This window comes from Dysgonomonas gadei ATCC BAA-286 (assembly GCF_000213555.1).
GTDB lineage: Bacteria > Bacteroidota > Bacteroidia > Bacteroidales > Dysgonomonadaceae > Dysgonomonas > Dysgonomonas gadei.
Window position 1 is genome coordinate 108,640 of sequence record NZ_GL891990.1, and the last position, 23,501, is coordinate 132,140.

The following is a 23,501-nucleotide window of genomic DNA, read 5'->3' on the forward strand; positions in this document are numbered from 1 at the left end:
TCTCTGCACGGGGGACGTAAATACCTCTCAAATCTCCCGCACGCAGACCTCTGGCGAGTTTTCCGCAATCGACCGCATCGGTCTTTCGCAGTTTCTCTCTACTCATTGTCGGTACATCAGCCGGATTAACCACAATATTGTTAATCCCTAATTCCGTAAGTTTGTGGTGTGTCCAGAACCCACTGAATCCAGCTTCATATACTGAATAATAAGTCGCTCCCGGATAATTGGTCACCAAAAATCTATGTAAAGCTTCCGGCTGTGGATCTTGACTAAACTTCTTCAGAACCGAACTCTCTGAGAGTATCGCCACCGCCCAACTTTTCAAATGAACATCTATACCCACATAGATATTTTGTCCTTTGAAGTCTAATCCTTTACTTTGTCTCATAAGCTATATCATTTAGGTTAAATTGATTAAGTCGAAATTATCCGAAATTAACCATAAAACGGATAGCTTATGCTTCACTCCTCACTCAGATTTCAAACATAGGGATTTTGCATAATTGTTATTTTTAAATTGTTAGAATTCTAAATTTTATAGCTGCCTGCCGTATCTGCGTTTCTTCTTTTTCTTACGCTTTAGGCTTGGCTGTTTGTTGTCTGCCCCCTCGACTTCGGGAGTAAAGACAGAGAATAAGCTCCCCACAGCATCGCCCGTCTCGGAGTGAGCCGATTGCGGTTGTGGATGCTTGTTGGTAGTAGGCTCGGCACTTTGATTTGTAGCAATGGATGGTTTTGGCGTTTGCATATCCTCACGAGGTGAATTATCTGCAAAGCGTTCATTGAGAACATTTGCCGAAAACTCCTTACCCAAACGAGAACCGTTAAGAACCACTCGCTGGTTATGGTCAATAAATGTAGCCCCATAGATGCGTCCTTCATCGTTGCGTCGTAACACAAGATCGATACCTTTCTCCCGCAAAGCCGCTCGGAACTCGCTCTCTGTGCGGGTACTTGCAAAGGACGCAGAAACAGTAGCACGGGTTTGTTTGGCTATGCCGTTTACCTTGATTGTTTCTTTTGACTTCTCAAATCGTTTTTCCAATCTATCCAAACCGTGTTCCTTACCAAACAGAGAGGATTTTAAAGGTGTACCGACACGATTGCCATCACTGTCCAATGCCGAATAGACCAATCCCCGATACGCTTTACCTTTGTTTTCTCCTTTTATTTCCTCTACTCCTATATTATATAAGGAAAGTAAAGCACGATATTCTCCCAAAGTCTGAAAAGAATACATTTCAGAGAGCGGTTTTATGATGTTTGCCACCTGTTTTTTTAAGTTCCCCTGGCTAACGTCTATTGGAGCAAGTTGCCATGCCTCGCCCTGATTCTTTTCTTTTGAGTGCAGACCGTACTTTTGTTCTAAAGAATCGGTGATCTTTCTGCTGCGTTCGTAATTTTTGCTGTCGCTGATTATTGAGCCATCCGTGCGTACACGGGTCGAAACAATGTGTATATGCTCCCTGCCAATGTCCTCATGTTTGAAAATCATATAGGGTTGTCCGCCATACCCGAACCGCTCCATATACTCACGCCCGATGTCGGCAAGTTGCTGATCGGTCAGCTTATCGTCCGGATGTGGATTGAGTGAGATATGGATAACAGGCTTCGATGTGCGAATATGCGAGGGCATAAATCGCTCGAAATCTTCCATACAAGAGGCAACATTGAACACACCATCATTAGGTTCAATGACCAGATTGGTAGCCAAAACTTTACCTAAACCCTCATTTACTTTCTCTTGATTGTAGGAAAGTGCACCATACAAACTGCTTCCGTGACTAAATTTTGCAACCATTTTTAGAGATGTTTAGCCTTAAATTGTTCGCATAGTTGCATCACTTCCCGTCCAATTCCTGCCAGTTCAATAGTTGCATTTTCCAATTTATAGAGCAATGCCAATGCTTTTTTCTCTCCAAAATTGGAATGTAATTCCTTTACAACTTGATTATAATTGACTCCGATACTTCGTATTTGTCCGTGTAGAGCAGTGAGCTTTGCAATAAATTCTACTGCTGAAGCATCGGTTTTCACTACACGAAATTCATCCCCAAAGATGCGGGCAGCGATAAAACCGGATAAGGATTGTACGCCTGACTGTTCATACAAGGCTAAAAAATCGACGTGTTGCTGATCTGTCAGGTTCACAGTCAGTCGATGCTTTGCCGGATCGTTCTTCGGGGGTCTGCCCCCTTTTCCCCGATTATGGGGACTTCTTCTTTCTTCGTTCATAACATGATTTTTTTAGTGGTTTATGAACGCTACGGACGGTTCAATCCGTCTTCATTTTTCCCGACTCCGGAGAGGAAAATACCCCTCTGGAAGAGCAAGGGTTGTGTGCTGCAAAATTCATTTTGCGATGCACTCAACATACCTTGCTATTTGCCCAAATGCAAATACTTTTGCCCATAAAGGGCATCATCTTATCCCGAAAAGTTCGGGAACTAAGCCTGATCTCTGTCAGGCATTTTTTGAATGTCGGAACAAACTTAAAACCGATATGAATCCTCTTTCACGTTTCATGCAGCAAAGTTATATCCTAAAATAATCACCTGAAAATCAACAGGCATAGACAACCTTGGACACAAGCTGCCACCTCTCAAAAACATAGTGTAAGTATGAAAAATATGGGTTTTATTTGCCGGACAATTGATTGTATGGCGAGATATAAAGACCTACAATCAGTCGTACCAAAGGAGGAATCCATGTGCGATTATACAGAGGTAAAAACGTACAATGAGAGGTTGGTCGAATAGTCCATTTTCAGATACATAGGTTGTGTGTATGGTTTGGAAAATCAAACCAACCAATTTACGAACCAACCAACCTAAGAACGTAAGTCTGTTGCAATGTACCGCTATAGAAATAGCACAACATAGGGCTGGTTGTATGTACCGCTATACAGTGGTTGGTTGCTAAAAACAAATGTACCACCGTACAATGATTGAGACTTAAAAATATATGTATCCCCTTGGGTACGGCTATACGATAAAACGATTGTACCATTAAAAAAATTAATTGAAATGAAAAAGAAACCTATTTATGTGGCATTCTCAACCCAAAAGGGTGGAGCCGGAAAGACAACTCTTACTGTATTGATAGCGTCCTATCTACATTATGTAAAAGGGAAAAATGTAGCGATAATTGACTGTGATTACCCGCAGCATTCTATCGCAGATATGCGGGAGCGGGATTTTAAGATGTGCGAAAATGACGAATATTACAAGGGGATGCTGTATGAACAGTTTACCCGTTTAGAAAACAAAAAAGCCTATCCTATTATCGAGAGCAATACCAAAGAAGCTATTGCTGATGCTGAACACCTGATTCCGCAAGGTGATTTTGATTTTATATTTTTTGATCTGCCGGGAACGCTCAACAATGTAGATTTAATCCATACGCTTGCACGGATGGAGTATATCATAGCTCCCATTGCGGCTGACCGTGTGGTGATGGAGAGTACACTTGATTACATGGTCACTGTACGTGATGATATTATGAGCAGTGGAGAATCCGATATTAAAGAAATTTATATGCTTTGGAATCTGGTGGATGGACGGGAAAAGTCCGAACTCTACGAAGTCTATGAGGCGGTGATTAATGAATTGGAGTTTACAACTCTAAATACATTTATCCCCAATAGCCTGCGATTCCGACGTGAACAATCCGTCAGCCATAAAGCCCTATTTCGATCTACACTGTTTCCTGTCGATAAGTCTCTTGTAAAAGGTAGTAATATAGACACTCTTTCTGATGAATTGCTCGAAATTCTAAAGTAATGCACTATGGAAGAAAAGAAAACCGATACGAAGTTGAACGCTCAGGACATCATCGCACGTACAGGTAGGAGAGAACGTAAGTTACAGGCTTATTCTCCCGAACCTACTTCGATAGAAGGGGCAACTAATCAAGATGAGCAAGTCGAAGAACAATTACCTGTAACCGAAACCATAAAAGAACTGCCACGCGAGGAACCACGTAAGCGAAAATCAAAAGCACAGGTAGAGGCGGATTATCAAAGCCTTTTTATACATGAGTCGGCAATAGCTGCACGTAGCGGAAAAACGGTTTATATCTGTAAAGAGCATCACGAGAGAATCATTAAAATACTCCACGTCATCGCCAAGAATGATGTTTCCTTATTCAGTTATATCTACAATGTATTGGAGCATCATTTCACTACTTATCAGGAAGATATAACCGAACTGTATGATAATAATATCGAAAAAGTATTTTAAACCAAAAATAAAAAACATGAAAAAGAGAAAGAAAATTAATAAAAGAACAGCTCCTTGTGAGACATCAAATGTAGTTCTTCCAACAACAGTTCAACAATATGAAACTTGTTTCTTCAGAAAAGCCAAAAGTACAACCCGAAATGGGAAAATCGTTTATATCCGAAAAGAGTTCCACGAACGTATGATGAAGATTGTACAAGTTATTGGCGAAAACGATTACACCTTGTTCGATTATCTTGATAACATATTGGAACTTCATTTTGATACTTATAAAGACGAGATTACCGAACTGTATCGCAAAAAGAACACGGATATATTTTAGCCATGAAACAGTACATTATTTCAGCCATCGTGCTGTACGCATTGTTTGTCGTTCTTTACCTAATTCGGGATCGGATGCAAAAACGCAAAAAGAATGCTGCTAAAAAAACAGTATTTAATCCGTTTCGTGCAGCACCAAAAGAGGATATTATCGGCAAAAGCAAATTTGACATTAGACAATCCCGGACAGAAGCTACCACTCTGATTAATAGTGAAAAAGAGAAAGAAAATGCTTCTATATTTGTCGAGAAAGAAGAAAAAAAGACCTCGGTGGCAATCCCTTTGGATAAACTCGATGAAGTTTTTTCAACAGATAATAAGACGGAAGAAAATTCAGATGAAATCAATTTAGAGATTGAGAACACTCCCCCCGAATTGGAGCCTGACAATGATTTTGAAGAAATAGACGAAACCGAAAGTGAAGAGGAAGATACCGAAGGGAGAGCCGGGGTTTCAATGGCGTTGGGACTTGACTTCAATAATTTGGCGAGTATGGTACGAACGGTAGAAACTCCCGACAATGCAACATCCGAAGAAAAAGAAGAAGCCGGACGGGTATTGGTCGAGATACGCAAGACGGATATGTTTGAACAGGTTGTATCAGGTGAACCTAAAAAGAAAGTGGTCGTATCCTCATTGATGGATAACTATTTTACTGCTTTCCATCGCAAACAACAAGAAGCCGGAGAATTGGAGGAACCGACAGTCAGAGCACCTAAAGAATTTGATGTACGCAAATTTGCGTAAAGTAGATAACAATTAAAACAAAGAGCATGAAGCAAAGAGATTACGGTTAGCGTGCGTCAGCCTAACAAAACGGTCTATGACCGCACCACTAAAAAATCAAAGTTAAACAACATTATTCATTCAGTACAGGGGACTATTCCACCCCCTGTACTATTATCAAAAAATCGTATGACAAAGAAAAAAATTCTTCTGTCAGTAGCCTTTATCATGGTTGCTGTATCATCTGTATTCGCACAAGGTAACGGTATTGGAGGTATAACCGAAGCCACCAATATGGTGACCTCGTATTTCGATCCGGGCACAAAACTCATCTACGCTATCGGTGCAGTTGTAGGACTCATCGGAGGTATCAAAGTCTATAACAAGTTCTCTTCCGGTGATCCCGATACAAGCAAAACTGCCGCTTCGTGGTTTGGTGCGTGTATTTTCCTTATCGTGGCTGCTACCATTCTACGCTCTTTCTTCCTGTAATCCAGCTCCAAACAAATAAGAAATGGAGTATAATATTAACAAGGGCATTGGCAAGAGTGTGGAATTTAAGGGTTTGAAAGCACAATACCTTTTTATTTTTGCAGGTGGTCTACTGGCTGTATTCATCGTATTTGTAGTGATGTATATGGCAGGAGTAGATCAGTGGATATGTATCGGTTTCGGTGTTATCGCTGCTTCTGCATTGGTATGGCTGACTTTCAACCTGAATGCGAAATATGGAGAACACGGGCTTATGAAGTTGCTCTCCAAACGGCAACATCCCCGTTTTCTGATCAATCGCAAAAATTCCCGCCGCTTGTTCCAATGTCCTAAAAAGAAGGAGGTACGGAATGCGTAATACACTAAAAGCAGCTACCATCGAAAGTAAGTTTCCCTTGCTTTCTGTCGAACACGATTGCATCATTAGCAAGGATGCAGATATAACGGTAGCCTACCGTGTCGATCTGCCAGAACTGTTCACTGTTACAGGTAGCGAATACGAAGCCATACACTCGGCTTGGACGAAAGCCATCAAGGTGTTGCCCGAATACTCGGTTATCCACAAACAGGATTGGTTTGTTAAAGAAAACTACAAGCCTGCTACCGATAAGGAGAACATGAGTTTTCTATCCCGCTCATTTGAACGTCACTTCAATGAACGTCCTTTTCTGAATCATACTTGCTTTTTGTTTTTGACCAAAACGACAAAGGATCGGATGCGGATGCAAAGCAACTTCTCATCGCTCTGTCGAGGGTATATCATCCCCAAAGAAGTCAATAAAGAAATGGCAGTACGCTTCTTGGAGGCAGTTGGACAGTTCGAGCGGATTTTAAACGATTCGGGATTTATCACGCTGACACGTATTGCTTCAGACGAAATAACGGGAACGGAAAAAGAAGCCGGGCTAATTGAAAAATACTTTGCCCTCTCATTGGAAGATACCACTTGTCTGGAGGATTTGGAGTTAGGAGTAGACGGGCTACGCATAGGAGATAAAACGGTATGCCTGCATACCATTTCCGATGTGGAAGACTTGCCGGGCACAATCGGAACAGATATGCGATACGAAAAGCTATCTACGGATCGAAGTGATTGCCGTTTGTCCTTTGCATCGCCTGTGGGTTTGTTACTCTCTTGTGACCATGTATATAATCAATACATTTTTCTGGACGATTCGGCAGAGAACCTGCGGCAGTTTGAAAAATCTGCTCGTAATATGCAATCGTTATCGAAGTACAGTCGTGGAAACCAAATAAATAAAGAGTGGATCGACAAGTACCTGAACGAAGCCCATAGTTTTGGGCTTACTTCTGTGAGGGCACACTTCAATGTGATGGCATGGTCTGATGATGCAGAAGAACTCAAAAATATCCGTAATGATGTCGGCTCACAATTGGCTCTCATGGAGTGCAAGCCCCGCCATAACACGGTGGATGTCGCTACACTCTATTGGGCTGCGATACCGGGCAATGCGGGTGATTTTCCGAGTGAAGAAAGTTTCTACACGTTTATAGAACCTGCCTTGTGCTTCTTCACAGAGGAAACGAACTACAAAAGTTCTCCCTCGCCTTTTGGTATCAAGATGGCAGATCGGGTAAGCGGAAAACCCATCCATGTGGATATTTCCGACCTGCCCATGAAGCAAGGAATTATCACGAACCGCAACAAGTTTATCTTGGGGCCTTCGGGTAGTGGTAAGTCTTTTTTTACGAATCATATGTGCCGCCAATATTGGGAACAAGGTACTCATATCGTGCTTGTGGATACGGGAAACTCGTATCAGGGGCTTTGTAATTTCATTAACCGTCGTACCAATGGAGAGGATGGAGTGTATTTTACCTATACTGAAAAAAATCCCATTAGTTTCAATCCGTTTTTTACGGATGACAATGTGTTCGACATCGAGAAAAGAGAAAGTATCAAAACCCTGATAATGACTTTGTGGAAGCGGGATAATGAACCTCCCACACGTTCGGAAGAGGTAGCCCTATCCAATGCCGTAAGTCTGTATATAGAACGTATAACGATTGATGAATCGGTTATACCCTCATTCAACTCATTCTACGAATTTGTTAAATTGGACTATGCGGCTATCCTTGATGCCAAGCGTGTACGGGAGAAAGATTTCGACCTTGCCAACTTCCTCAATGTGCTCGAACCTTATTACAAAGGTGGCGAATATGACTTCCTGCTGAACTCCGAAAAACAGCTTGATTTATTATCTAAACGATTCATTGTCTTTGAAATAGATGCGATTAAGGATCACAAAATTTTGTTCCCGATTGTAACGATCATCGTTATGGAAGTTTTCATAAATAAAATGCGTCGTTTACAAGGAATCAGAAAGATGATATTAATCGAGGAAGCGTGGAAAGCGATTGCTAAAGAGGGTATGGCAGAGTACATTAAGTATTTATTTAAGACCGTTAGAAAGTTCTTTGGCGAGGCAATCGTTGTCACTCAGGAGGTGGACGATATTATCGCATCACCCATTGTAAAGGAGTCCATCATCAACAACTCCGACTGTAAGATTCTCTTAGACCAGCGTAAATACATGAACAAATTTGATAGCATCCAAGCTCTGTTAGGACTGACCGAAAAAGAAAAAAGTCAGGTGCTATCCATCAATATGTCCAACAATCCGAACCGAAAATACAAAGAAGTCTGGTTTGGCTTGGGTGGTGTTCAGTCGGCTGTATATGCCACAGAAGTGAGTTTGGAAGAGTATTTTACGTTCACGACAGAGGAAACGGAGAAGCTGGAAGTGATGCGGAAAACCGAAGAATTGGATGGTAATATTGAGTTGGCTATAAAACAAATAGCCGAAAGTAAACGCAAGTAAAAAACGAAAAGCCATGTTCAGTTCAAGTAATATAACCGATTCTTGTTCCACTTCTACAGACTTTTCCATGCGGGAGATTACGGGGCGTTGGGTAAGTAGAGAAGGTGCACCTGCGATAAGCATATACCGCAACATCTCCCGAAAAAAGGGAGGCATCCGTCTTTGTCTTACTTACAACAACCCGCTGGTGGTCTGCGATTGTACGGTCTACAATGTATTTGGTCTGCATTATATTGAGCTGTACGAGCGTATCGAGATTACTTACAATCGGGAGCAAGAGGTCTTGCACCTTTCCGCTTTCGGAGAGTATGTCCGGGAGGAGGGCTAGTCTGTTAGAGGCTACCTCCGACTTCGGACGATAAACGGGTAATAACAATTAAAAATAACGAATATGAAGAAAATACTTTTCTGCCTTATGGCATTCATGATGCTTTGTACCTATCAGGTAAAAGCACAATGGACGGTGATTGATCCCTCCAATCTGGCACAAAATATATTGACTGTTTCCAAAACAGCAACAACAGCCAGTAATGTGATTAACTCTTTCAAAGAGATGCAAAAAATCTACGATCAGGGTAAACAGTATTACGACAAATTGCAGTCGGTACACAATCTGATCAAGGATGCCCGCAAAGTGAAAGAAACAATAGAATTGGTTAGCGAAATATCTCAAATCTATTCTACCAACTTCAACAAGATGCTATCCGATAGAAATTTTAGCGTTAACGAATTGGAAGCCATATCGAACGGATATGCCAAGCTATTGAACGAAAGCGGCAACCTGCTTTCGGATATAAAGAATATCGTCTCCGTCTCCAACGGGCTGTCGATGACCGATGCCGAGCGTATGGCAATCATAGATGATATACATTCCAAAATGGTCGAACATCGTAACCTTGTCCGCTATTTTTCCAAGAAAAGCATTTCCGTTTCTTTCATCCGCAGCCAAGAGAAAGGCGATCTGGAGCGAGTACAAAGTTTGTATGGTAATCCATCCGATAAATATTGGTAATCATGACACTGCTAGCAATAGATTTCGACAATTTGCATCAACTTCTCCGCAATCTGTATCAGGATATGATGCCCCTTTGTGGCGATATGGTTGGCGTCGCCAAAGGGATAGCCGGATTGGGAGCACTTTTCTATGTAGCTTCCCGTGTATGGCAAGCTCTCTCAAGGGCAGAACCCATAGATGTATATCCCCTGCTTAGACCTTTTGTTATCGGACTCTGCATCATGTTCTTCCCGACTTTCGTACTCGGTACGATTAACGCTGTTATGTCACCTGTGGTCAAAGGAACACATACCATATTGGAGACACAAATGACAGATGTCCGTGCCCTGCAAGCGGAGAAAGAACAATTGGAGTACGATGCTCGACTGCGAGAAGGGAAGGCATGGTTGGTCGATGATGAGGTGTACGACCAAAAAATGAAAGAACTTGGAATCTTTGACACAGGAGAAATTATCGGAATGTGGGCAGAGAGAACATGGTACGATATGAAAATCTTTTTTAGAGATTTAATTCGTGATTTCTTTGAGTTACTGTTCAATGCCGCAGCCCTTACGATTGATACTTTACGCACCTTTTTCTTGGTGGTGCTGTCAATCTTAGGGCCGTTGGCATTTGCCCTCTCGGTTTATGATGGTTTTCAATCCACGCTGACCAATTGGATCTCTCGCTACATCTCCATTTATTTATGGCTACCCATTGCTGACCTGTTCTCGGCTCTACTTTCCAAAATTCAGGCACTTATGCTACAAATGGATATAGATATGTTGAGAGACCCCACCTATGTGCCGGATGCGAGTAACGGAATATACATCATATTCTTCATTATCGGCATTATCGGATATTTTTCTATTCCAAGCGTGGCGGGTTGGGTTATTCAGGCAGGTGGCGGTAGTGCTACACGGGGAGTAAACACAATGGCGAGTAAAGGGGCTGCAATGGCAGGAGGTGTTGCCGGAGCTGCGGCAGGTAACGTCGCTGGTCGCCTAATGGGTAAGAAATAATCAGATACACTGTATTCATTTATTAACTCAAAATAAAACGAACAAATGGAGTTCAAAAGTTTAAAAAATATAGAAACATCCTTCAAACAGATACGCTTGTTCGGTATTGTCTTTGTCTGTATGTGTGCTGCCATTACGGGCTATTCCGTATGGTCGTCGTATAATTTTGCCGAAGCACAACGCCAGCGTATCTATGTATTGGACGGTGGCAAGTCCTTAATGCTTGCCTTGTCCCAAGATATGACACAAAACAGACCTGTGGAAGCACGCGAACACGTTAAGCGTTTTCACGAGCTGTTTTTCACACTCTCACCCGATAAAAAAGCCATCGAAAGCAACGTAAACAGGGCATTGTTCCTTGTCGATAAATCGGCTTTCAAATACTATCAGGACATGGCAGAAAAAGGGTATTACAATCGTATCGTGTCCGGGAATATCAATCAAATTGTACAAGTCGATAGTATTGCTTGTGATTTTGATAGCTATCCCTACAAGGCGGTAACCTATGCCAAACAAATGATTATTCGGGAGAGTAACCTCACCGAACGCAGTCTGGTTACACGTTGCAATCTGATCAACTCGGTACGCTCGGACAATAACCCTCACGGTTTCACAATGGAGAAATTCGAGATTGTAGAGAATCGGGATATTCGGATATCAGAAAGGTAGGTAAAGCTATGATACGAAAAATAATGAATCGCATCAATGAATGGTTGGAGGATGGTCTGCGGGGCTTGCTCGGCAGACTTACCCCCGACAGACGGATTATCCTTGTGATAACGATGTTCCTTGTTTTCGGCGGTCTTTCCATCTACATGACCTTTTCTTCTATTTACAATTTTGGTAAAAATAAAGCAGAAAAGATGCAGATAGAGCAGATCGGATCGCTGAGACTACAATTAGAGCAACAGCGAGATAGTATTAACAATCTAAAATCAGTAGAATAATGGAACAGGAAGATTTGAATAAAGGAATACCACCCGAAACGGAGGCTATTGTTGAAGTACAAGCATCTGTACCGGATAGTAAATCGGAAGCGAAAAAAGAATCGCCCAAACCACCAAAGCCGGAACTTTCGATGGCGGAGAGACAGAAACGAAAAAAGATGTTGATTATGCCGCTGTTCTTCTTAATCTTCGGTGGTGCAATGTGGCTCATCTTCGCTCCATCGGATGATGGAAAAGAGCAAGCGGTAGGACTGACAGGCTTCAATGCCGAACTGCCCGTGCCAAAGGATGAGGGCATTGTGGAAGGCAAGCGGGATGCCTATGAACGTGAAGCGATGCGGCAGAAGGAGCAAGAGAAAATGAAGTCTTTACAGGATTTTTCCTCGATGTTCAATGATACCGAGCAAAGCGATTACGAACAAAAGGACAATGCCTACAATACTTCACTGCAAGCAGAAAAACCCCGAAGTTCAACTCCCCGTACTGTGCAATCCTCGGCAACTGCCTATCAGGACATCAACAAGCAATTGGGTGATTGGTACGAAAAGCCTGCTGAAATGGATAGACAATCACAGTCTGCGATGGAACAGCGAATACAGGAATTGGAACGAAAGCAACAGGAAGCCGAAGCGAAAAAATCGGAAGAGGACGAACAGACAGCCTTGCTTGAAAAATCGTACCAAATGGCAGCACGCTATATGCCCGCACAGCAGGGGGAACAACCAATAGACGATGTAAACATAACACGTACAGGCGAGAAAGTCAAAGTACAACCCGTTAAGCAAGTACATCAGAATGTCGTATCTCTACTATCTACTCCAATGTCTAATGATGAATTTATTGCCACATACAGCCAGCCCCGAAATAGGAGTTTTTTGACTGCCGCAGGCAATGAGGGGGTAAAGGATAAGAACAGCATCCGTGCTTGTGTGAACCAAACCGTAACCCTGACCAATGGTAAAGAGGTACAACTTCGTCTTTTAGAACCAATGAGGGCAGGCAACATTTTGATTCCTGCCAATACCTTGGTAACGGGAGCTTGCCGTATTGGTGGCGAACGTCTGGAGGTAATGATCAACTCCATTCAGTATGCAGGAAACATTATTCCGGTTGAACTGCAAGTGTACGATATGGATGGTCAATCTGGAATTTTTGTTCCTAATAACGATGAAGTAAAAGCAGCTAAAGAAGTAGCTTCTACCTTGGCATCATCGGCAGGCACAAGCATTATGATTTCGGATAATGCAGGTTCACAATTGGCAGCCGATATGGGTAAGGGTTTGATACAAGGGGCTTCACAGTATATCAGTAAAAAGATGAGTGTCGTAAAAGTTACCATCAAAGCAAATTACAAGCTCCTGCTATTGCCCAAAGAAAATTAATAAAACCACTAAAAAAATCACCGTTTCAAACAGCGAGAGCAGAAGCAAAATTTATTTTGATTATGGCAAGTCGTGAGAAACGGGCAATCTAAAGAATTGAATGTTTAACGAATTTAAAATCAAAAGTATGGAACGATTCTTTTTAATATTAACACTTGCTGTAAGTGTATTTACAGCCCATGCACAAGAAGTATCCCAAGATACTATTGTGGTGCATACCAAGCCGACAACGGGAGACTATTACGAGAGTTTTACCCGTCCTCTGACCTTCGACAGAATGATACCGCCTTATGCTCTGGAGGTCACATTTAATAAAACAGTGCACGTAATATTCCCATCAGCCATTCGGTATGTCGATTTAGGTTCGGCAGATCTTCTCGCTGCCAAAGCGGATGGTACGGACAATGTATTGAGAGTGAAAGCCGCCTTGCGGGATTTTTCGCGAGAGAGTAATCTGTCTGTCATAACCGAAGATGGTGCATATTATAGTTTTAACGTAAAATATGTGGATGAACCCGTAAAACTGTCTGTTGAAATGACAGACTTCCTGCACGATGGCGAAGCGGTGAACCGTCCAAACAATGCCCTTGCGGTCTATATGCAGGAATTAGGGCAAGAATCACCACTACTTGTTAAGCTGATTATGCAGTCCATACATAAGAACAATGATCGGGAGATAAAACACATCGGCTCAAAACGTTTCGGAATACAACACACGCTGAAAGGTATTTATACCCATAACGGACTGCTGTATTTTCATCTGCAACTAAAGAACTCATCCAACGTCCCGTTCAATGTCGATTTTATCACATTTAAAATTGTAGATAAAAAAGTAGCCAAACGTACCGCTATTCAAGAGCAGGTAATTTGGCCACTTCGTGCCTACAATAATTTGATGCTGATAGGTGGACAGCAGACAGAACGCATGATCTTCACGTTGGCAAAATTTACGATTCCCGATGACAAAATGTTGGTGGTGGAACTTAACGAGCAGGAAGGTGGACGTCATCAGCAGTTTACATTGGATAATGCCGATTTGGTTCGTGCAAAGGTTATTAACGAATTGAAAGTGAAGTAGGATGAAACGGTTATATCTTATATTAACGATTGTGTTGTGTTTGGTCTTTACAGACCAAGTACATGCACAACGTTCACTGCCGGGTATGCGAGGCATACAACTCACGGGTGGTATGGTGGATGGAATTTATTCAGCCAAGAACGATAATGAAGCGGGATATTATTTCGGTGTGGCAATGGCGACTTATGCCAAGAACGGAAACAAATGGGTGTTCGGTGCAGAATATCTGGAACGCTACTACCCGTATCGGGAGAAACGATTACCAATAGCTCAATTCACGGCTGAAGGAGGTTATTACTACAACTTTCTGACCGATCCGTCTAAAACAGTTTTCCTTTCGTTGGGTGGTTCTGCCCTTGCTGGCTATGAAACATCGAATTGGGGAGAAAAGACTTTATACGATGGTTCTACTCTTCAACATAAAGATGCCTTTATCTATGGTGGAGCTATCACACTGGAGATTGAAACATACTTGACAGACCGTGTTGTGCTACTCGTCACAGGGCGAGAACGCATCCTCTGGGGCAACTCTACGGGACATTTTCATGGGCAGTTCGGTATTGGAATCAAATTTATAATCAATTAAAGGACAAATCAAGATGAAAAAAATAAAGACTTTTTTCGGGATAACAGCGTGGCTGGCAGCGATAATGCTGCTGGCCTTAGCCTGTAGTAACGATATGGATATTAATAAGGTTTACGCATTTGATCTGGTTTGTATGCCAGTTCAGAAAAAAATCGTTCAGGGAGAGATGGCGGAAATCCGTGCACAGATTCTAAAGGAAGGAAACTTCCAAGACACTAAATTCTACATTCGCTATTTTCAAGTGGATGGTAAAGGAGAACTTCGGCTCGATAACGGCACTGTGCTTCTACCAAACGATTTATATCTATTGGAAAAGGAAACGTTTCGGATGTATTACACTTCCCATTGTACCGACCAACAACTCATAGATGTGTATATTGAAGATAATCATGGGCAGGTAGTGCAAAAGACATTCAGTTGGCAGAACGACAAGGGAGAGGAAGATTTACCAATTGAAACGGAATAGCCATGATGACGATGATGGTAATCTCATACATAGTTACTTGGGTAAATATGATTTATGCTTATGTAACTGCACCTACAGACGTTGAGCTGTGGGGTGAAGAAATTGAATAGTGAACAATCAGACAAACGCTCGAAGATTCTTTGGGCGTTTGTCCTATATAAGACTTAACAATGAAATATATAACAATTCTATTGATAGCTTTACTTCATTTGCCTGCATGGGGACAACAGAGCGATTTTCCAAACAGAAAATCACAAATAGAACAGTCTATGAAGCCGATTTATACCATTACAGAATTTCAGCAAATAGCGGATTCTTTACAAATGACTATTGATGAATTATCCGACTATCCTGTAATATCTCCAATAAAGAAGTCTGGGCGTATCTCATCAGGGTTCGGGATGCGAAAGCACCCATGCTACAAAAGACGAAAATTTCATACAGGAATTGATATTCCACAAGTAGAAGGAACTCCGGTGTATGCCACAGGTAACGGAATAGTGATTGGCAAAGGTTACAATGTGGGGTATGGCTATTTTATAGAGATTCAACACGCAGGTGGTTTTCGTTCATTCTATGCACATTTAAGTCGAATATTGGTAAATGTGGGGGAACGAATAAGCATTACCCAACAAATAGCTTGTGTGGGTAGTACGGGAATAGTAACGGGAAGCCACTTGCATTATGAAGTAAGGAAAGGTAAACGTTATTTGAATCCGATAGGTTGGTGCTATTGTTTGAGGTATTGAGAAACAAACCTATAACGAAAAAAAATACAGAAAAATATAACTGTTAAATATCAGAAATAAACGAAACTTATTAACTTTGGAACAAATCAATAGCTTATGAATTACATACAGAAAAATCTACAATCCGGGGAAGAGATAAAATATGTTGCAAAATTGCACTTTTTCCTTTTTGTGCAACCACTCGTTCTTATATTATTGGGTTGGTGGTTGTCCGGTTCGGAAACAGGTGTGCTACATTATGGTGGGATATTCCTATTATTTATTGGGGTGATATCGCTTGTGCAAAGGCTGCTTGTAAAGGTGGGTTCGGCTTATGCTGTCACCAACAAACGAGTAGTGCTTAAAACGGGAGTTATCAGTCGCAGAGCGGTAGATTTAGTATTAGCTAAGTGTGAGGGACTACATATCAAACAAAGCGTTTTTGGTAGGATATTTAATTTCGGGACAATTACTGTAACAACGGGTGGTGCGACAAGCTCATATCCATATATAGCCAATCCATTGGCTTTTAGGAAAGAGATAAATACGCAGATAGGATAATTGTTTGAACAGATAATTTTTGTAATTTTGTTATAAATATGCCGTACAGAAAAACGGTATTATTATATAGTAAGATATATTAGAAAAGAGCGTTTAGCTTTTTCCGTGCAACCGAAAACTGGTAATTTTTAAATGCAACGGGAATAAGGTTAAATGCCTGTGCTGTGTATATGGCGCGGGCTTCTATGTTGTAAACCAAATATTTTTCCGATTCTTTTTCTCAATATTACATTTTAATAAGAAATAACTACTTTTATAGCAGATAGTTGAAGAGGAATTAGGCTCTGCTGAGGAGCAACCTGACAGCAATAAACTATCCTGCGTTACACTGTAACATATTGGAGGATGGCCTTAGCTTAGCTGTCCTCTTTTTTGGTTACAGGCATCGCCTTATGGCTAAGAAAACCTTTTAGATTCTCTTGTTTGGTAAAATCCTATAAAAACAGACTTCTATCAGTAGACGTAAACGCTACAGTTCCCTTTTCAGTTTTACAGGTAAAGTGCCGCAAACTTGCCTTAGCAGACTCTATTGCTGCATCCCACGCCCAGCGGTCACTAAAATATAATTGTTTTTAAAGGTTTATTTGGCTATTCCGCATAGATAATTCTGTTTATATTTTAAAACAAAATAGATGCGGTTGAGTAGTTTTCTGGCTATCCGAACAATCGCCTTATTTGGATGCATCCTTTTTATGTATTTATTGTAAGCAAGTGATAGGGCTGGATCTATACGAGCGGCAATCCATGAACTTTCGACTAATACTTGCTTAAGATCACTCAACCCTCTGAACGTTATTTCTCCGGTCAACTCCTTTTCTCCACTGGAATGACTCTGTGGAATCAATCCCACATAAGAAGCTAGCTGATCCGTAGTTTTGAAGCGTCCGATATCTTCTATTTGAGTGATAACAGTTATGGAATTAACGATCCCGATACCCGGAACACTTTGTAACAACTGTATTGACTCACGATATTTTTCACTGTTACATAAGGCTTTAATCTTTCGATTTATATCCAGCAGTATTTTTCGTTGATTTTCTACTTCGGTAACCAAAGCAGATAAAGCAAACCTTCCGGAATCACTTTTCATGGGAATTTCTTTCAACCAATTCAGGAAACGAAGTGTCCAATGATTTTGTGATTTTTCAAATGCGGGAGGATATTCTATTCCGTAAAAATATAAGAATGATTTGATTCTGATTTTAAATCGGGTCATGTCCTTGACCAACACACTTCGCATACGAACTAAAGAGCGATCTTCCAGCGTTTCAGGTTGTAATACATAGATCGCTGTCAGTTCATTCGCTCTTAGCGACCGAGCAATTTTATAGCTGTCAACAGTATCATTCTTTTGGCATTGCTCCTTTTGAGTAGTAGGTACATCTGCCGGATTTATCACAATATTGTTAATCCCAAGCTCAATCAGTTTGTAATGAGCATCAAAACCACTGAATCCAGCTTCGTATGCCGAATTGTAAGTTGCCCCAGGGAATTTTTCTTGCAGATAGTTGACTAAAACTTCTGCTTTGGGAGGTTGTGTGAAACGCTTATGAGCAATCGTTTCTGTCAAAATGGATACTGTCCAACTCTTTAAATGAACGTCAATACCAACATAGATATTTTGTCCTTTAAAATTTACTTGTTTTCTTTGTGTAAGCATAAGTCCTTGTTTTTTTATGTTTGGTAATTGTCAAATTCAAATATAAGAATCTTGTGATTTATGCTTTGTTCTTATACCAGATATTACAAACATAGGGACTTAACTTATTTCGTTGCAGGGTATACCAGTACCTCGGTTGCGGATGGGTTGATGTCCCGCGCTTCTTTTTAGTCATTAATCAAGGTTGCAGGGGCAGCAGCCAGATAAATCAACCGAGCTATGACCCATGTAAAAACCACTATGCCGCTTCGGTGCATTACAGAGCTTACTCAAGCACTTGAAGTTTTAAATCGGAATATCCTCGAAATAGAAAGAAAGTTTTCTCTTAACCTTCGTCTATTGCTTAATGATGGTGTATTGATGACAGAAATAGAAAGTATGCGGGCTACGATTTGTTGTCTTCTCAATAAAGATCTTGTGTGCATTTGCTGTACGATGTTTTGCAGTGATGATAATGATCTCACCGATTGTGTAGAATACTGTAACCTCAATTATTACTCTTTAGGTGATAACCGATGGTTATTACAAAACTGCAATATAAATTATATTTCGGGTAAAGAACCGTGCTTGATATTCATCCCCAAAGATAGGACGAGAAAAGATATTCTATCCTAATATTCTGACTGATAAAACAAAATACCTATTTGCTTACTTATTTTAGACAAATAGGTATTTATTAGGTCTTTTGCTTCTCCTATGTTTGTATAATATAATCTAAGTGAAGAAGGGCGAGAGCAGATTTTGCTTTAAATAGCCTTATGGTATATTCAAGAAAAGAGACTGCCTCCTCTTCTTTAACCTTTTAGAATCTGAACAGAATGTAAGGAACTCAATCATAATTATGGGTTGCGTAGCCAGTATATCTAGTCAGGAGAAAAGATGAAAAAAAGGTTATCACTTACCTAAACCAGATAAGATGAAGGTATTATTAAAGCAGACAGTAGGAATTGATGTTGCTCAAAAAGAATTAGTTGTATCGCTTGGTCGAATGGATGAGCAGATCAGCATAGAAGTTTATGCCTACAAAGTATTTCCCAATACTAAAAAAGGTTTTTTAAGCCTTGTATCATGGGTAAATAAGCAGACGTCAACTGCGACAGAAGTGCGGTACATAATGGAAGCAACTGGAGTTTATCATGAATCCTTAGCCTATTATCTATGCAGTACTCAAAAACAAATTAGTATCGTTTTACCTAACAAGATCAGTAATTATGCGAGAACACTTGACATAAAGACTATTACTGACAAGAGCGCTTCACAAGCCATTGCGAGATTTGGATTGGAAAGGCAGTTGGAAATATGGCAGCCTCCTTCAAAAATATTCAATGATTTAAGACAGCTTTGCCGGGAACGTGAGCAGCTAGTGCAGGAACGCACAATGTTGAAGAATCAACTTCATGCAGAACGTACTTCTGCAACAACAAGTGAAAAATCAGTAAAACGAACTAATAAAAGAATAGCTTTGATTAATGCACAGGAAAAGGAGATACAGAAGGAAATTACTAAGCTTATCAATGGAGATAGAGTTTTAGTAGAAAAGATGAAGATAATATCTTCTATACCGGGAATTGGAAATCTAACGGCTGTAACCATTATCGCGGAAACCAATGGATTTGAGTTAATAACGAATAAAAAACAACTGGTCAGTTATGCCGGATTAGATGTAAAAGAAAAGACATCTGGAACCTCAGTGAAATCCAAACCAAGAATATCCAAGCGGGGCAATCGGAATTTAAGGAAGGTAATGCACTTTCCTGCATTGGCTGCAATAAGAACTGATGAAAGGTTCAGATATATTTTCTTAAGATTAGTTTCAAGGCATGGTATTAAAATGAAGGCTATTGTTGCCATCCAAAGAAAATTACTGGAATTGACTTTTATCTTATGGAAGAATAATTCTTATTATAATCCAGGACACGAATATCAAATTATTCCGTTCCAGGAAGCAGCGGTATAAAAAAAGGGAAACTATAAGTCATTTCCCTTTGTAATCAATTTAAGAGGTTTAGTTTCTGGCTATGCCCTCTAACTCTTTATTTCTATTATTTAATTGATAGTAATTCTTTTTAAAGCATAAAAAAACCGTTTAAATTGCCATAAAAAATGCCTGTTTTGGTACTCAACAGCATTTTTTATTTTCTTGAATTGGCGGGCACTTTACAGAACCGAAACTACAATAGACACAACAGTCACCTTCCAGAGGTTTTAACATTGTTTTGCACTTTTCGCATTCGTAAAAATATTGACAAGCATTTGTTGGCATTGTCTCCTCTTTTTTGTGACCACAGTTTGGACAAGTTATTATTGATTGTAACTTTATTTCCATTATGATATAGTTTTACTTTTTAGTGATTTATAGCCTGTCGAATTGATAGCTTTTTCGATTTCTTCTATACTTGTTTGTTTGATGTCAAACCTTACAATAGCGTTTCCTTTCTCATAAGAAACTACAACTTCGACAATTCCTTTTAGTTTGCTAATCTCTGTTTTAACGTGATGTTCGCAGCCTGAACAAGTCATTCCTTTAATTGTAAACTCAACTTTCTGAATTTTGGAAGTTTGGGTAATAATTGCTTTACTTTCAGTCTTTGGAAAAAAGATGTGTGCATAAATTGGAAATGATAAAAGTAAAACCGCCATGACGGTAATAATTCCTAAAAATGATTTTGTCTGCATAAAATTTGGTTTTTCAGTTATTTCACAATTACAGTCAATTCTCTTTTGTGGTTTCAACTTTTGATACCATGCAAAACCAAGCACTAAAATTGTTAAACCGATAAAATATGGCCGGAAAGGTTCGAGCCAGGAAAAAGCTGAAGCAAGTCCGCTTGTTCCTGCGATGATAGCCAAAACGGGTGTAATGCAGCACAATGAAGCTGCAATTGCTGTCAAAAGTCCGGTCCCGATTAGTTTCTTATCCGTTTTCATATTGCTTCTACAATTTTGTTATCGTCGAGTATTTTAAAAAATGGGTTCAGCATATTTTCATACTCTTTTGTCAATGAGTAAAAAATGGTTTGTGCCTCTCTTTCGGTTACAATGAGCTTTCGGTCTTTAAGTTTTCGCAAGTGCTGGGAAACTGCTGAAATTGTCATACCAAGAATATCACTTAAATCACAAACACAAAGTCGTTTTTCTTCATAAAGTAGAAACAAAATTCTCAGCCTTACATTATTCCCTGCCAATTCAAGTCCATTCGATAAATAGTCAAAGGAGTCATGGAGTTCTGAAACTCGATTTTTACAGCGATTGATTTGTTTAATGTCAGCCTGTTGTCTTATACACGAAATATTATCCATAGTGCAAATATAGCTAACTTTATTATTTAAGCAAATTCTAAAATACAAATTAAAATATTTTTTTATAATTTTTTGGATTGTAACACAGAATCTTTTCTTTCGCATAAGATGACAACTTATGGTAAGGTCTAGATTACTTTCAAAATAAAAACAGGTCGTTCGTAGTATTGCGAATTAAAAACATATTCGTATATTTGCGAACTATAAATGTAAAAAAATATGTCAAAGAAAGAACTTACTGCCGAACAAGAACAGCTCGCACGTTTCGCCAAAGCAATGGGGCATCCTATCCGCATCGCTATATTAGAAATGCTTGCCAACGAATCATGTTGCTATCACGGCGATATGTCCGAAATATTGCCGATAGCAAAAAGCACCCTTTCACAACATCTGAACGAATTGAAAGATGCCGAGTTAATACAGGGTACGATTACATTGCCGACAGTCAAATACTGTATAAACGAAGAAAATTGGGAGAAAGCAAGAAAAATGTTTTCTGCATTTTTCGTTGAAATCAACAACGAAGAAAGCTGCAAGACCAAATAAAAAAATTTATCCTCAATGTTCGTGTTATTGCGAATTGTATGTGTAATTACGAATTATAATATCATATATGAAAATAAGAAAAGCAACTTTAGACGATGCAAAAGGCATCTGCGATATTTATAACTACTATGTAGAAAATACGGCTATTACTTTTGAGACAGCAACCGTAAGCGTAAGCGAAATGCAGCAACGTATTAAAGAATTTTTAGACGAAGGGTTTCCTTACTATGTAGGAGAAGTTGACGGCAAAATTGCAGGCTATTGTTACCTGCATAACTGGAACAACCGTTGTGCTTATTCATCCACAAAAGAAGTAACCGTATATTTAGACAAGGATATGCAGGGTAAAGGCATAGCTACAATTCTGTATCAACACCTTTTCAAAGACATATACAAAGACGATGTACACGCACTGATAGCAGGAATATGTATTCCTAATGAAAACAGTGTACGCCTGCATGAAAAATTCGGATTCAAACAGGCATCCCACATGAAAGAAATAGGTTGGAAGTTCGACCAATGGCGGGATGTCGGGCATTGGCAACTTGTGATAAACCAAACACCGCCCAAAATACTTATTCTTTGTACAGGCAATAGTTGCCGTAGCCAGATGGCACATGGATTTTTACAGTCTTTCGATCCTAAACTGTTGGTCTATTCCGCAGGAACACAAGCAAGCGGAAAAGTTAACCCCAAAGCAATAGAAGTGATGCACGATGCAGGAGTAGACATTTCGCATCACACATCTGATAGCATAGATACATACATCAATGATGAATGGGATTATGTGATTACCGTTTGCGGTGGAGCAAATGAAAGCTGCCCCTCATTTTCGGGAAAGGTAAAGAACCGCTTGCACATCGGATTTGATGATCCGTCCGAAGCCACAGGGACACCCGAATTTATACAATCCGAGTATGTCAGGGTAAGAGACGAAATCAAAAAAGCATTTTACGAACTATACACTAATAAGATAAAAGGTAATGAGTAAAAAGAAAATGAGCTTCTTAGATAAGAACCTAACCCTTTGGATATTCCTTGCAATGGCAATCGGGGTAGGTTTAGGTTACTTTATACCCTCTTTTAGCGGTTATATAGATTCCATGTTGTATAATATAATTGAAAAGTAGTCCACTTAGTAATTGAAAAGTATACCACTAAGTGTCTCGGACGAGATTGGTTAAAGATATTTATTCCTCATTAGATTGTAACATTTTTTTAGTTTCTTTAACTCTGTAAGATTGTCCATTCATATTGATAAGATATGCTTTATGCGTGAGTCTGTCTACCATGGCAGCCACGAGAACTTTATCCTTTACTATTTCCCCCCATCTGTCAAAAGCAAGATTTGTTGTAATGATTGTAGACCTCTTACCGGCTCTTAGGGACAGATGGTTAAAGAGCAGTTCTCCTCCTTCCTTATCACAAGAGACATATCCAAACTCGTCACAGATGACCATATCGTATCTCTGGAAGCGCATTTCAAGCTGCCTGAGACTTTTTTGAGACCTGCATTCCCTGATTTGTGTAAGCAGTCGCGGTACGGAAGTAAAAAAGACCGTATAGCCTCCAGGCAAGCTTTAATCCCAGCCCTATGGACATATGC

Annotated in this window: 29 protein-coding genes and 3 pseudogenes; 24 read left to right on the forward strand and 8 right to left on the reverse strand. The window is 40.1% G+C overall.

Annotated features, from left to right (window positions below; all coding sequences use genetic code 11):
* The 3 genes from HMPREF9455_RS18265 to mobA all read right to left on the reverse strand — a co-directional run.
* The coding region (locus HMPREF9455_RS18265) for an IS110 family transposase (RefSeq protein ID WP_006801229.1) at positions 1 to 391 on the reverse strand (391 nt) is incomplete at its 3' end.
* A 147-nt stretch (positions 392 to 538) separates the two neighbouring features.
* Positions 539 to 1,804: a conjugal transfer protein MobB gene (gene mobB, locus HMPREF9455_RS18270; protein WP_006801230.1), complete on the reverse strand. Its 1,266-nt coding sequence runs from the start codon at positions 1,802 to 1,804 to the stop codon at positions 539 to 541.
* A 2-nt stretch (positions 1,805 to 1,806) separates the two neighbouring features.
* A complete protein-coding gene (gene mobA, locus HMPREF9455_RS18275; protein WP_006801231.1) occupies positions 1,807 to 2,238 on the reverse strand; it encodes a conjugal transfer protein MobA in 432 nt (143 codons plus the stop codon).
* 386 nt (positions 2,239 to 2,624) lie between these two features.
* Here mobA and HMPREF9455_RS21460 point away from each other — a divergent pair, with 386 nt between their 5' ends.
* The 19 genes from HMPREF9455_RS21460 to HMPREF9455_RS18365 all read left to right on the forward strand — a co-directional run bounded on the left by HMPREF9455_RS21460 (position 2,625) and on the right by HMPREF9455_RS18365 (position 16,390).
* The gene (locus tag HMPREF9455_RS21460; protein ID WP_157256609.1) at positions 2,625 to 2,762 is read left to right on the forward strand and encodes a hypothetical protein; all 138 of its coding nucleotides are present in this window, start codon (positions 2,625 to 2,627) and stop codon (positions 2,760 to 2,762) included.
* Between the two features lie 267 nt (positions 2,763 to 3,029).
* Positions 3,030 to 3,785, forward strand: coding sequence for a ParA family protein (locus HMPREF9455_RS18280; RefSeq protein WP_006801232.1), 756 nt, complete (start codon positions 3,030 to 3,032; stop codon positions 3,783 to 3,785).
* A gap of 6 nt (positions 3,786 to 3,791) precedes the next feature.
* Complete coding sequence (locus HMPREF9455_RS18285) at positions 3,792 to 4,244, forward strand: DUF3408 domain-containing protein (RefSeq protein ID WP_006801233.1); 453 nt, start codon at positions 3,792 to 3,794, stop codon at positions 4,242 to 4,244.
* Positions 4,216 to 4,566: a DUF3408 domain-containing protein gene (locus tag HMPREF9455_RS18290; protein WP_483459021.1), complete on the forward strand. Its 351-nt coding sequence runs from the start codon at positions 4,216 to 4,218 to the stop codon at positions 4,564 to 4,566. Before HMPREF9455_RS18285 ends, HMPREF9455_RS18290 begins: the two co-directional genes overlap by 29 nt.
* A 74-nt stretch (positions 4,567 to 4,640) precedes the next feature.
* Positions 4,641 to 5,312: a hypothetical protein gene (locus tag HMPREF9455_RS18295; protein WP_006801235.1), complete on the forward strand. Its 672-nt coding sequence runs from the start codon at positions 4,641 to 4,643 to the stop codon at positions 5,310 to 5,312.
* 168 nt (positions 5,313 to 5,480) lie between these two features.
* On the forward strand, positions 5,481 to 5,783 hold the full coding sequence (locus tag HMPREF9455_RS18300; RefSeq protein WP_006801236.1) for a DUF4134 domain-containing protein: 303 nt from the start codon (positions 5,481 to 5,483) through the stop codon (positions 5,781 to 5,783).
* A 22-nt stretch (positions 5,784 to 5,805) separates the two neighbouring features.
* Complete coding sequence (locus HMPREF9455_RS18305; protein ID WP_006801237.1) at positions 5,806 to 6,141, forward strand: DUF4133 domain-containing protein; 336 nt, start codon at positions 5,806 to 5,808, stop codon at positions 6,139 to 6,141.
* Positions 6,134 to 8,626, forward strand: a complete 2,493-nt coding sequence (locus HMPREF9455_RS18310) for a TraG family conjugative transposon ATPase (RefSeq protein ID WP_006801238.1) — start codon at positions 6,134 to 6,136, stop codon at positions 8,624 to 8,626. Before HMPREF9455_RS18305 ends, HMPREF9455_RS18310 begins: the two co-directional genes overlap by 8 nt.
* A gap of 13 nt (positions 8,627 to 8,639) precedes the next feature.
* Complete coding sequence (locus tag HMPREF9455_RS18315; protein WP_006801239.1) at positions 8,640 to 8,954, forward strand: DUF3876 domain-containing protein; 315 nt, start codon at positions 8,640 to 8,642, stop codon at positions 8,952 to 8,954.
* 63 nt (positions 8,955 to 9,017) lie between these two features.
* The gene (locus HMPREF9455_RS18320) at positions 9,018 to 9,638 is read left to right on the forward strand and encodes a DUF4141 domain-containing protein (RefSeq protein WP_006801240.1); all 621 of its coding nucleotides are present in this window, start codon (positions 9,018 to 9,020) and stop codon (positions 9,636 to 9,638) included.
* Between the two features lie 2 nt (positions 9,639 to 9,640).
* Positions 9,641 to 10,642, forward strand: coding sequence for a conjugative transposon protein TraJ (traJ, locus tag HMPREF9455_RS18325; protein ID WP_006801241.1), 1,002 nt, complete (start codon positions 9,641 to 9,643; stop codon positions 10,640 to 10,642).
* A gap of 45 nt (positions 10,643 to 10,687) precedes the next feature.
* Positions 10,688 to 11,311, forward strand: a complete 624-nt coding sequence (traK, locus tag HMPREF9455_RS18330; protein ID WP_006801242.1) for a conjugative transposon protein TraK — start codon at positions 10,688 to 10,690, stop codon at positions 11,309 to 11,311.
* Positions 11,312 to 11,319: 8 nt separating this feature from the next.
* Positions 11,320 to 11,589 (forward strand): TraL conjugative transposon family protein, encoded by a 270-nt coding sequence (locus HMPREF9455_RS18335; protein WP_006801243.1) that lies wholly within the window; start codon positions 11,320 to 11,322, stop codon positions 11,587 to 11,589.
* A complete protein-coding gene (gene traM / locus HMPREF9455_RS18340) occupies positions 11,589 to 12,971 on the forward strand; it encodes a conjugative transposon protein TraM (protein WP_006801244.1) in 1,383 nt (460 codons plus the stop codon). The genes HMPREF9455_RS18335 and traM overlap by 1 nt, the downstream gene beginning before the upstream one ends.
* A 127-nt stretch (positions 12,972 to 13,098) precedes the next feature.
* Positions 13,099 to 14,049, forward strand: a complete 951-nt coding sequence (gene traN / locus HMPREF9455_RS18345; RefSeq protein ID WP_006801245.1) for a conjugative transposon protein TraN — start codon at positions 13,099 to 13,101, stop codon at positions 14,047 to 14,049.
* A 1-nt stretch (position 14,050) separates the two neighbouring features.
* Positions 14,051 to 14,635 carry a conjugal transfer protein TraO gene (locus tag HMPREF9455_RS18350; protein ID WP_044216706.1) on the forward strand — a complete coding sequence of 195 codons (585 nt, stop codon included), beginning with the start codon at positions 14,051 to 14,053 and terminating at the stop codon, positions 14,633 to 14,635.
* Positions 14,636 to 14,648: 13 nt separating this feature from the next.
* On the forward strand, positions 14,649 to 15,101 hold the full coding sequence (locus tag HMPREF9455_RS18355; RefSeq protein ID WP_006801247.1) for a DUF3872 domain-containing protein: 453 nt from the start codon (positions 14,649 to 14,651) through the stop codon (positions 15,099 to 15,101).
* A 170-nt stretch (positions 15,102 to 15,271) separates the two neighbouring features.
* Positions 15,272 to 15,850: a M23 family metallopeptidase gene (locus HMPREF9455_RS18360; protein ID WP_006801248.1), complete on the forward strand. Its 579-nt coding sequence runs from the start codon at positions 15,272 to 15,274 to the stop codon at positions 15,848 to 15,850.
* A 96-nt stretch (positions 15,851 to 15,946) separates the two neighbouring features.
* Positions 15,947 to 16,390, forward strand: coding sequence for a PH domain-containing protein (locus HMPREF9455_RS18365; protein WP_006801249.1), 444 nt, complete (start codon positions 15,947 to 15,949; stop codon positions 16,388 to 16,390).
* Positions 16,391 to 16,970: 580 nt separating this feature from the next.
* Here HMPREF9455_RS18365 and HMPREF9455_RS18370 read toward each other — a convergent pair.
* Entirely contained in the window at positions 16,971 to 18,050 is a 1,080-nt protein-coding gene (locus tag HMPREF9455_RS18370; protein ID WP_006801250.1) for an IS110 family RNA-guided transposase, read from the reverse strand.
* 916 nt (positions 18,051 to 18,966) lie between these two features.
* On the opposite strand from HMPREF9455_RS18370, the gene HMPREF9455_RS18375 reads away from it, so the two are divergent.
* Positions 18,967 to 20,007 (forward strand): IS110 family RNA-guided transposase, encoded by a 1,041-nt coding sequence (locus HMPREF9455_RS18375; protein ID WP_006801252.1) that lies wholly within the window; start codon positions 18,967 to 18,969, stop codon positions 20,005 to 20,007.
* Between the two features lie 162 nt (positions 20,008 to 20,169).
* Here HMPREF9455_RS18375 and HMPREF9455_RS21885 read toward each other — a convergent pair whose 3' ends face one another.
* The 3 genes from HMPREF9455_RS21885 to HMPREF9455_RS18385 are packed head-to-tail and all read right to left on the reverse strand — an operon-like array spanning position 20,170 to position 21,454.
* Positions 20,170 to 20,376 (reverse strand): GDCCVxC domain-containing (seleno)protein, encoded by a 207-nt coding sequence (locus HMPREF9455_RS21885; protein WP_083820984.1) that lies wholly within the window; start codon positions 20,374 to 20,376, stop codon positions 20,170 to 20,172.
* Entirely contained in the window at positions 20,376 to 20,978 is a 603-nt protein-coding gene (merTP, locus tag HMPREF9455_RS18380) for a mercuric transport protein MerTP (RefSeq protein WP_006801254.1), read from the reverse strand. The genes HMPREF9455_RS21885 and merTP overlap by 1 nt, the downstream gene beginning before the upstream one ends.
* Positions 20,975 to 21,454, reverse strand: a complete 480-nt coding sequence (locus HMPREF9455_RS18385) for an ArsR/SmtB family transcription factor (protein ID WP_006801255.1) — start codon at positions 21,452 to 21,454, stop codon at positions 20,975 to 20,977. Before HMPREF9455_RS18385 ends, merTP begins: the two co-directional genes overlap by 4 nt.
* A 114-nt stretch (positions 21,455 to 21,568) precedes the next feature.
* On the opposite strand from HMPREF9455_RS18385, the gene HMPREF9455_RS18390 reads away from it, so the two are divergent.
* From HMPREF9455_RS18390 to HMPREF9455_RS21465, 4 genes and pseudogenes are all read left to right on the forward strand, one after another.
* The gene (locus tag HMPREF9455_RS18390) at positions 21,569 to 21,895 is read left to right on the forward strand and encodes an ArsR/SmtB family transcription factor (RefSeq protein ID WP_006801256.1); all 327 of its coding nucleotides are present in this window, start codon (positions 21,569 to 21,571) and stop codon (positions 21,893 to 21,895) included.
* 67 nt (positions 21,896 to 21,962) lie between these two features.
* A pseudogene (locus HMPREF9455_RS21830) lies at positions 21,963 to 22,412 on the forward strand (N-acetyltransferase family protein); the annotation flags it as partial.
* 33 nt (positions 22,413 to 22,445) lie between these two features.
* Entirely contained in the window at positions 22,446 to 22,886 is a 441-nt protein-coding gene (locus tag HMPREF9455_RS21835; protein ID WP_260397874.1) for an arsenate reductase ArsC, read from the forward strand.
* A pseudogene (locus HMPREF9455_RS21465) lies at positions 22,879 to 23,001 on the forward strand (arsenical-resistance protein); the annotation flags it as partial. The gene HMPREF9455_RS21835 and the pseudogene HMPREF9455_RS21465, both read left to right, overlap by 8 nt.
* An 84-nt stretch (positions 23,002 to 23,085) precedes the next feature.
* On the opposite strand, the pseudogene HMPREF9455_RS18400 reads toward HMPREF9455_RS21465, so the two are convergent.
* Positions 23,086 to 23,501: pseudogene (locus HMPREF9455_RS18400) on the reverse strand (ATP-binding protein); the annotation flags it as partial.